Raw genomic sequence first — 10,436 nt, forward strand, 5'->3', positions numbered from 1 at the left:
CGTCAGGAGTTGCTGGTGCTGGTGGTGTTGTCGGTCGGGGTGTCGTCGTCAGGACCGGCTCCGCCGTCCAGCGCGAGGTCGAGGAGGTCTTGGAGGTCCATCTCGTCGATGGATTCGAGGGAGTCGCCCGCCGCTTCCCCGTCGCCGGCTCCGTGGCCGGAGTCTCCGGCCGGGGTGCCGGGTCCGGCGAGGCGCAGGAGCGTGTCGAGGAGCCCGGCCTCGCGGATCCGGCCGAGGGGGATCGTGGCCAGGGTCCGCCGCAGTTCCACGTCCTGCGGGTCGGTGTCGAGGTCCGCGCCGGACGCCCCGGCTCCGGCGCCGCCCGCGCCGCCCGCGGGGAAGAGGGTGCGCAGCAGGTGCCGGGTGAGGGCCTGCGGGTTGGGGTAGTCGAACACCAGGCTGGACGGCAGTCGCAGGCCGCAGGCGGCGCCGAGGCGGTTGCGCAGGTCGACGGCGGTCAGCGAGTCGAAGCCCAGGTCCTTGAAGGCCCGGTCGGCGGCGACGGCGTCCGCGGAGGGGTGTCCGAGCGCGGCCGCGGCGTGCTCGCGTACGAGGTCCAGCAGGGCCGTGTCCCGGTCGTCGCCGGAGAGTCCGGCCAGCCGCCCCAGGACGGCCTGGGACGGATCTGCGGCCACGGCTCCGGCGGCGCCGGCGGCGGGGTCCTGGGCGAGCAGGGCCGCGCGGACCTCGGGCAGGTCGCCGATGAGCGGGCGGGGCCGGGCGGCGGCGAAGACCGGCGCGAAGCGGGTCCAGTCGACGCGGGCCGCGGTCACGGCGGCGTCGCGGCCCGTGAGGGCGCGTTCGAGGGCGAGCAGGTTGGTCTCCGGGGCGACGGGCGGCAGCCCGCGTCGGCCGAGCTGTTCCTCGGCGTCGCCCTCGGTGGCCATGCCGCCGTCGGCCCACGGTCCCCAGGCGACCGCGGTGGCCGCGAGCCCGCGGGCCGCGCGGCGCTCGGCGAGCGCGTCGAGGAAGGTGTTGGCAGCCGCGTAGGCGCCCTGTCCGCCGCCGCCCCAGACTCCGGCGATGGAGGAGAACAGGACGAACGCGTCGAGGGAGTCCGGCGTGTCGAACAGGGCGTCCAAGTGGACGGCCCCGGCGGTCTTGGCGGTGACGACCCTGGCGAAGCCGGGCAGGTCGGTGCCGGTGCCGGGCGGCTGGGAGACGCCCGCGGCGTGCACGACGGCGCGGACGGGTGTGCCGTCGGCCGCCAGGCCCGCGACGAGGGCGGCCAGGGCGTCCCGGTCGGTGACGTCGCAGGCGGCGAGGGTCACGGCGGCGCCGAGTGCTTCGAGTTCCGTACGGACCCGGTCGGTGCCGGGGGCGTCGGCGCCGCTGCGGCTGACGAGCACGAGGTGCTGCGCGCCCCGCTCGGCCAGGCGCCGGGCGACGTGGCGGCCGAGGGCGCCGGTGCCGCCGGTGATGAGGACGGTGCCGCGCGGGGTCCACCGGGGGGCGGGGCCGCCGGACCCGGTCGCGGGGGCGTGGACGAGGCGCCGTACGAGGGCACCGGCGGGCCGGAGCGCGAGCTGGTCCTCGTCGCCGCTGCCGGTGAGGGCGGCGGCCAGGCCGGCCAGGGTGCGCTCGTCGCAGGTGCCGGGCAGGTCGACCAGTCCGCCCCAGCGGTCGGGGTGCTCCAGGGCGACGACCCGGCCCAGGCCCCAGACCTGGGACTGGGCGGCGCCGTCGAGCGGGTCCCCGGGGGCGGCGGCGACGGCGTCGCGGGTGACGCACCACAGGGGCGCGTCGCCGCAGCCGGTCCGATCGGCCTCCGGGCCGGTGAGCGCCTCGGCGAGGGCGGCGGTGAGGGCGAGACCGACGGGCACCGCGGGGTGCTCGGGGTGGGGCCGCTCGTCCAGCGCGAGGAGTGACAGGACACCGCGGACCGGTGCGGCGGCGGTCGCGTCGCCGTGCCCGAGCCGCTCGGCCAGGCGGGCCCGCAGGACCGCCGGGTCGGTGTCCGCCGTGTCGAGGGGCAGGGTCAGCAGGCGGGCTCCGTCGGCGGTGAGCCGGTCGGTGAGTGCCCGCACCCAGGGGTCGTCCGCTTGGGCGGCGGGGACGGGCACCAGCCAGGTCCCGGCCTGGGTGGTGCCTGCGCCCTGGCCCGTGCGGGGCAGGGGCTGCCAGACGACGCGGTAGAGGAGGGCGTCGGCCTGCTCCTGCGCCTGCTGCTCGCGCCGCCAGGCGGACAGAGCGGGCAGGACCTCGCTGAGCGGCCGGTCCGCGCCGGTCTCGAACTCCCCGGCGAGGGCGCTCAGGTCACCGCGTTCGACGGCTTCCCAGAACCGGGCGTCGGCGGGGGTTTCCCGGGCCGGGGCGCCGCCGCCCCGGGCAGCGGGCTCGGGCCAGTGGCGTACGGACCGGAAGGCGTAGGTGGGCAGGTCGAGCCACTGGGCGGCGCCGGTGACGGAGGCCGCGCAGTACGCCTGCCAGTCGAGCGGGACCCCGCGGGTGAAGGCCTGGGCGAGGGCCGTCGCCAGGGTCTCGGCGGCGGGCCGCGCGGCGCGCAGGGCGGGCAGGAAGGCCGCGCTGGTGTCGGTGGTGCAGTCCTGGCCGAGGGCGGACAGGACGCCGTCGGGGCCGAGTTCGAGGTACGTGGTGACCCCCGCGGCCTCCAGGGCGCGGATGCCGTCGGCGAAACGCACGGCTTCGCGGACGTGCCGGACCCAGAAGTCGGCCGAGCCCATCTCGTCGGTGACCGGCGCGCCGGTGAGGTTGGAGACGATCGGGATCCGGGGGGCGGCGAAGGTCAGCTCCTCCACCACCTTGCGGAAGTCGGCCAGCATCCCGTCCATGAGCGGGGAGTGGAATGCATGGCTGACGGTGAGCCGCTTGGTCTTGCGGCCGACGAACGCCGCCACGACGGCCAGCGCGGCATCCTCGTCGCCCGCGATCACGACCGAGGTCGGCCCGTTGACCGCAGCGATGCCCACGCGGTCGGTCAGGAGCGGCAGGACCTCGTCCTCCGACGCCTGGACCGCGATCATCACACCGCCCGACGGCAGTGCCTGCATCAACCGGCCCCGCGCGGAAACCAGCGAGCACGCGTCCTCCAGCGAGAACACACCCGCCACATGCGCAGCCGCGATCTCACCGATCGAGTGACCGGCGAGGAAGTCCGGCGACAGGCCCCAGCTCTCCACCAGCCGGAACAGCGCCACCTCCACCGCGAACAGCGCGGGCTGCGCGTACTCCGTACGATCCAGTACGGCCGCATCGTCGCCGAACAGAACGTCCTTCAACGGCAGTTCGAGATCCATCCGGGCACAGACGGCGTCAAGCGCCGCCGCGAACACCGGGAAGGCGTCGTACAGCTCACGCCCCATCCCGAGCCGCTGACTGCCCTGGCCCGTGAACAGGAACGCGAGCCCGCGGCTGGAGGCCGTGCCGCGGACGAGCCCCGGCGCGTCCTCTCCGGCGGCGAGGGCTTCGATGGAGCGGAGCAGACCTGCGCGGTCGGTGGCGGTGAACGCCGCGCGGTGTTCCAGGGCCGCCCGGCCGGTGGCCAGGGAGCGGGCCAGGTCCACGAGGCCGGAGCCGTCCTCGGCGACCGCGGCGGCAGCCGCGGGCAGCAGCCGGGCGGCCTGGTCGCGCAGCGACTGCGGGGTCCGGGCGGACAGGACGCAGGGCACGGGGCCGGTGGCGGCCGCCCTGGGCTGCGGCCGGTCCGTGGTGTCGGGGGCCTGTTCGATGATGGTGTGGGCGTTGGTACCGCTGATGCCGAAGGAGGACACCGCGGCGCGGCGCGGCCGGTCGCCGGCGGGCCAGGCCGTGGCCTCGGTCAGGAGGCGGACGTCGCCCGCCGTCCAGTCGACGTGCGGGGTGGGCTCGTCGACGTGGAGGGTCTGCGGGAGCACTCCGTGCCGCATCGCCATGACCAACTTGATGACGCCCGCGACACCGGCCGCGGCCTGCGTGTGACCGATGTTGGACTTGACCGAGCCCAGCAGCAGCGGGCGGCCCTCCTCGCGGTCCCGGCCGTAGGTCGCCAGCAGGGCCTGCGCCTCGATCGGGTCACCGAGCCGGGTGCCCGTACCGTGCGCCTCGACCGCGTCCACGTCGCCGGCCGACAGACCGGCGTTCGCGAGCGCGGCCCGGATCACCCGCTGCTGTGCGGGGCCGTTGGGGGCGGTCAGGCCGTTCGAGGCGCCGTCCTGGTTGACCGCGGAGCCGCGGACCACGGCGAGGACGGGGTGCCCGTTGCGGCGGGCGTCGGAGAGCTTCTCGACGAGGAGCATGCCGACGCCCTCGCCCCAGCCCGTACCGTCCGCCGCGGCCGCGAAGGCCTTGCAGCGGCCGTCGGGGGCGAGGCCGCCCTGGTGGCTGAACTCGCTGAAGGTGCCGGGGGTGGACATCACGGTGACGCCGCCCGCCAGCGCGAGGGTGCATTCGCCGCGCCGCAGGGCCTGGACGGCCCAGTGCAGGGCGACCAGCGAGGACGAGCAGGCGGTGTCGACGGTGACGGCGGGCCCTTCCAGGCCCAGCGTGTAGGAGACCCGGCCGGACATGACGCTGCCGGCGTTGCCGGTCATCACGTGGCCGAGGACGCCGTCCGCGTCGGCGGACCGCTCCAGCAGGGCGTCGTAGCCGGTGTAGGAGGCGCCGACGAAGACGCCGGCGGCGCTGCCGCGCAGGGACGTCGGGTCGATGCCCGCCCGCTCGACGGCTTCCCAGCTGGCCTCCAGCAGCAGGCGCTGCTGGGGGTCCATGGCGAGGGCCTCGCGCGGGGAGATCCCGAAGAAGTCGGCGTCGAAGGAGTCGGCTTCGTGGACGAACCCGCCCGCGAAGTCCCGGCCGTGGCCGTCCGCCGCCGCGGACAGCTCGGCGGCGTCCCAGCCGCGGTTGCCGGGGAGTCCGGCGATGGCGTCGCCGCCGGTTTCGACGAGCGTCCACAGTTCCTCGGGGCTGCGGACGCCGCCGGGGTAGCGGCAGCTCATGGCGACGATGGCGATGGGCTCGTCGTCACCGGTGGCGGTGGCGGCCCCGGCGGGCGCCGGGGTGACGGGTGCGGCGCCGAGGAGTTCGCCGTGGAGGTGCCGGGCGAGTGCCGTGGGTGTGGGGTGGTCGAAGACGAGCGTGGTGGCCAGGCGCAGCCCGGTGGCCGCGCCGAGGCGGTTGCGCAGGTCGACGGCGGTCAGCGAGTCGAAGCCGAGGTCCTTGAACGCCTTGGCGGGCTCGACCTGTTCGGCCGAGGCGTGCCCCAGTACGGCGGCGACCTGGGCCTGGACCAGGTCGAGCAGGGCCCGGTCCTGTTCGGCACGGGTGAGTACGGCGAGGCGCTCGGCGAGCGGGGTGCCCCCGTCGGTACGGGTGCCGGCGGTTCGGCGGCCCGCCGGTCCGAGGAGCTCCCGGAAGACGGGGGCGACCGGTCCGGGTGCCGCGGCGTCGCGCAGCGCGGCCGGGTCGAGGCGGGCGGGGACGAGCGCGGGGCGGCCGGAGGCGAGCGCGGCGTCGAGGAGGGCCATGCCGTCGGCGGCGGTGAGGGCGCCCATGCCGAGCTGTTCCATGCGGCGCAGCTGGGTCTCGTCGAGGCCCGCGGTCATGGCGCTGGTGTCGGCCCACAGGCCCCAGGCGAGGGAGGTGGCGGGCAGGCCCTGGTGGTGACGGTGCTGGGCCAGGGCGTCCAGGAGGGCGTTGGCGCTGGCGTAGTTGGCCTGGCCCGCGCTGCCGAGGACACCGGCGATGGCGGAGTACAGGACGAAGGCGGTGACCGGCAGGTCGCGGGTCAGCTCGTGCAGGTGGAGTGCGGCGAGGGCCTTCGGCCGCAGCACCGTGTCGAGGCGGTCGGGGGTGAGGGAGGCGAGGACCCCGTCGTCGAGGACGCCCGCCGTGTGGACCACGGTGGTCAGGGGGTGCTCGGCGGGGACCGTCGCGAGGGCGGCGGCCAGGGCGTCGCGGTCGGCGGCGTCGCAGGCGGCCCAGGTGACCTCGGCGCCCAGCGCGCGCAGTTCCGCGGTGCGTTCGGCGGCGCCGGGCGCTTCGGCGCCCCGGCGGCCGAGGAGCAGCAGGTGGCGGACGCCGTGGGCGGTGACGAGGTGGCGGGCGACGATGCCCGCGAGGGTGCCGGAGCCGCCGGTGATCAGCGCGGTGCCCTGCGGGTCGATGGTGGTGGCGGCGGTGGCCGGGCGGTCCGCGCGGGTCCGGCGCAGCCTGGCCACGTGGACGGTGCCGTCGCGCAGCAGCAGCTCGGGCTCCCCGGAGGCGAGGGCGCTCGCGAGGACGGCCGCGTCGGAGCCGGACAGGTCGTCGACGTCGGCCAGGACGAACCGGCCGGGGTTCTCGGTCTCGGCGCTGCGCAGCAGGCCGCGGACGGCGGCGTGCGGCAGGTCGGCGGCGTCCTCGGCGGGCCCGGCGACGGCGCCGGTGGTCAGGACGACCAGGCGGGAGGCGGCGAACCGCTCGTCGGCGAGCCAGGCGTGCACCAGGCCGAGGGCCCGGTGCGTGGCCCCGGTCAGGGTCTGCGGGGTGGTTCCGGCCGCCTGCCGCGGGAAGGGGGCCAGGACGTACGCGGGGACGGGCGATCCGGCGTCGGCCGCCGCGGCCAGGGCCGCCAGATCGGCGTGGCGGGTGGCCGTTCCGTACCCGGTGTCGCCGAGCACGGCCCAGTCCCCGACGGGCGCGGTCGCTCCGGCGGTGGTGTCCGCCTGCTCCGGGAGCGGCACCCAGTCGAGCTGGAACAGCGCGTCGCGCACCACGGCCGGCCGCCGCTCCGGCCCCGCGACGGCGTGGTCCCCGGCGGTGAACGGGCGGGACGCCAGTCGGCCGACGGTGGCGACGGGGTCGCCGAAGTCGTCGGCGAGGTCCAGGGCTACGGTGCCGTCGGCGGCGGGCCGGATCCGGACGCGCAGGGCTCCGGCGCCGACGGCGTGCAGGGCCACGTCGGACCAGACGCTGCCGGGGGCGGTGCCCGCGGCAGCGGCAGCTGCGTCCGGGTCGGTCAGGAGGGCCGTGGCGTGCGCGGCAGCGTCCAGCAGCACCGGGTGCAGGCCGAAGGCGTCCCCCTGCGGGGCGCCCTCGGGGAGGCGCACCTGGGCGTAGTAGGCGCCGTCGCGGTGCCAGGCGGCCTCCACGGCCCGGAAGAGGGGGCCGCGCTGCGGACCGGGGGCCCGGCCGGGCTCGTCGGCCTCGGCCTCGGCCTCGGCGTAGAGGCGGCCGAGGTCGACGGCCTCGGCCCCGGCGGGCGGCCACTGGGCCAGGTCGGCGGGGGCTTCCTGCGGGGCGGGGGCGCCGGGGCGCAGGACACCGCGGGCGTGGCCGGTCCACGTACCGTCCTCGGCGGGAGCGCCGTCGGGACGGGCGGACACGGTGAAGGCGCGGCGGCCCCCCGCGTCCGGCTCCTCCACGAGCACCTGGATCCGTACGCCACCGTCGGCGGGCAGCGCGAGCGGGGTGTCGAGGGTCAGCTCCTCGATGTGCCCGCAGCCGGCCTGGTCGCCCGCCCGGACGGCGAGCTCCACGAAGGCGGCACCGGCCAGGACGGCCGCACCGGACAGGGTGTGCTCGGCCAGCCAGGGCTGGGTGCGCACCGAGAGCCGGCCGGTGCACAGGACGCGGCCGGACCCGGCGAGGGTGACGGCGGCGCCGAGCAGCGGGTGGCCCGCTGGGTCGAGTCCGGCGACGGCGAGGTCTCCGGCCGCGGCGGTGCCGGGCTCCAGCCAGTAACGCTCGTGCTGGAAGGCGTAGGTGGGCAGGTCGACGCGGCGGGCGCCGGTGCCGGCGTAGTACGCGCTCCAGTCGACGGCTGCGCCGCGGGCGTGGGCCCGGGCGAGGGCGGCGAGGGCCGTCTCGGGCTCGGGGCGTCCGTCGCGCAGGGCGGGGACGAAAGCGGCGCCGTCGGTGGTGACGCAGTCCTGGGCGAGGGCCGACAGGACGCCGTCCGGGCCGAGTTCGAGGTACGTCGTCACGCCCGCGGCCTCCAGGGCCCGGACACCGTCGGCGAAGCGGACGGCATCACGGACGTGGCGGACCCAGAATTCCGCCGAGCCCATCTCGTCGGTGACGCGCGCACCGGTCAGGTTGGACACCACCGGAATGCGGGGAGCCGCGTACGTCAGCGACTCGGCCACCTCGCGGAAGGCGTCGAGCATGCCGTCCACATGCGGCGAATGGAAGGCATTGCTGACCGCCAACCGCTTGGACTTGCGATCACCGAACGACGCCACCACGGCCCGCGCAGCGTCCTCATCACCGGAAACGACCACCGACTGCGGCCCGTTGACGGCCGCGATGCCGACACGGTCGGTCAGCAGCGGCAGGACCTCGTCCTCCGAAGCCTGCACCGCGATCATCACACCGCCCGACGGCAGCGCCTGCATCAAACGGCCCCGAGCCGCCACCAGGGTGCAGGCGTCCTCCAGCGAGAACACGCCCGCCACATGCGCGGCCGCGACCTCACCGGCGGAGTGACCGGACACGAAGTCCGGCGTCACACCCCACGACTCCAGCAACCGGAACAACGCCACCTCGACCGCGAACAACGCCGCCTGGGCGTACTCCGTACGGTCCAGGACGGCCGCATCTTCCCCGAACAGCACGTCCTTCAGCGGGAGTTCGAGCTTCACCCGCTCGCACACCGCGTCCAGCGCCGCCGCGAACACCGGGAAGGCGTCGTACAGCTCACGCCCCATCCCGAGCCGCTGGCTGCCCTGGCCCGTGAACAGGAACGCCGTGCGGCCCTCGGCCACGGTGTCCGTGACCAGACCCGCGGCGTCCTCCCCCGCGGCCAGCGCCGCGAGGGCGCCGTCGAGGTCGGCGTCGGTACGGCCGAGGACGACAGCCCTGTGCTCCAGGGCGGCGCGCGTGGTGGCGAGGGAGTGGCCGAGGTCCAGGGCCGAGGCTCCGGCGGCCGCCCCGCTCCGGGCGGCGATCAGCCGTGCGGCCTGGGCGCGGAGGGCGGCGGCGCTTCGGCCGGACAGGGTCCAGGGCAGCAGGGCGGGCCGGACCGGGACGGGGGCCGGGGTGGCGTCCTCGCCTTCGGGGACCTCCTGCGGCGGCGCCTGCTCGATGATCGTGTGGGCGTTGGTGCCGCTGACGCCGAAGGCGGAGACGGCCGCGCGGCGCGGGGCCCCGGTCTCGGGCCAGGCCATGGCCTCGGTGAGCAGCGAGACGGCTCCGGCGGACCAGTCGACGTCGGGGGTGGGCTCGTCGACGTGCAGGGTCCTGGGCAGGACGCCGTGGCGCATCGCCATGACCATCTTGATGATGCCGGCGACGCCTGCGGCGGCCTGGGTGTGGCCGAGGTTGGACTTCAGCGATCCCAGGCGCAGCGGCCGGCCCTCCGGGCGCTCCTGCCCGTACGTGGCGAGCAGCGCCTGGGCCTCGATGGGGTCGCCGAGGCGGGTGCCGGTTCCGTGGGCCTCCACGACGTCGATCTCGGCGGCCGAGAGGCGGGCGGATTCGAGGGCCTGGCGGATGACGCGCTGCTGGGAGGGCCCGTTGGGGGCGGTGAGGCCGTTGCTCGCACCGTCCTGGTTGACGGCCGAGCCCCGGACCACCGCGAGCACCGGGTGGCCGTTGCGGCGGGCGTCGGAGAGCCGTTCCACGAGGAGGACGCCGACGCCCTCGGACCAGCCGGTGCCGTCGGCCGCGGCGGCGAAGGACTTGCAGCGGCCGTCGGCGGCGAGGCCGCGCTGGCGGCTGAACTCGACGAAGACGTCCGGGGTGGGCATCACGCAGACGCCGCCGACCAGGGCGAGCGAGCACTCTCGCTGCCTCAGGGACTGCGCGGCGAGGTGCAGGGCGACCAGGGAGGAGGAGCAGGCCGTGTCGATGGTGGCGGCCGGGCCCTCCAGACCGAGGACGTAGGAGACGCGGCCGGACAGCACGCTGGTGGCGCCACCGGTCAGCAGCAGTCCTTCGAGTCCTTCGGGGACCTCCCGCAGATCGGCCCCGTACCCCATGGCTCCGGCGCCGATGTAGACGCCGGTACGGCTGCCGCGCACGGACGCGGGGTCGATCCCGGCGCGCTCGAAGACCTCCCAGGAGGTTTCGAGGATCTGGCGCTGCTGCGGGTCCATCGCGAGGGCCTCGCGCGGCGATATGCCGAAGAATCCCGGGTCGAACGCGGTGGCGTCGGCGAGGAATCCGCCGCCCGTGTTGTAGAAGGTGCCCGTGCGGTCGGGGTCGGGGTCGGCGAGGGAGCCGATGTCCCAACCGCGGTCCTCGGGGAAGCCGGTGATGGCGTCACCGCCACCTTCGACCAGCCGCCACAGGTCCTCGGGAGACCGGACGCCGCCGGGGAAGCGGCAGCTCATCGCGACGATCGCGAGGGGTTCGTGGGCGTCCTGCTCGACCTCCTGGAGACGGCGGCGGGTCCGCCGCAGCTCCGTGGTCATCCACTTCAGGTTTTCGAGAAGCTTTTCTTCGTTCGCGCTGGCCACTGGAACGTCACCTCCTGGAGAAATGCGGCTTATTTGATGTCATCTGATCGGGCATCAAGA

At 76.1% G+C, this 10,436-nt stretch carries 1 protein-coding gene; it reads right to left on the minus strand.

What is annotated here, in order from left to right:
* Positions 1-2: 2 nt before the first annotated feature.
* Positions 3-10,376, minus strand: a complete 10,374-nt coding sequence (locus tag DEJ51_RS04645) for a type I polyketide synthase (RefSeq protein WP_150256424.1) — start codon at positions 10,374-10,376, stop codon at positions 3-5.
* Between the last annotated feature and the right edge of the window lie 60 nt (positions 10,377-10,436).

Origin of the sequence: Streptomyces venezuelae (assembly GCF_008642275.1) — a bacterium.
Lineage (GTDB): Bacteria > Actinomycetota > Actinomycetes > Streptomycetales > Streptomycetaceae > Streptomyces > Streptomyces venezuelae_E.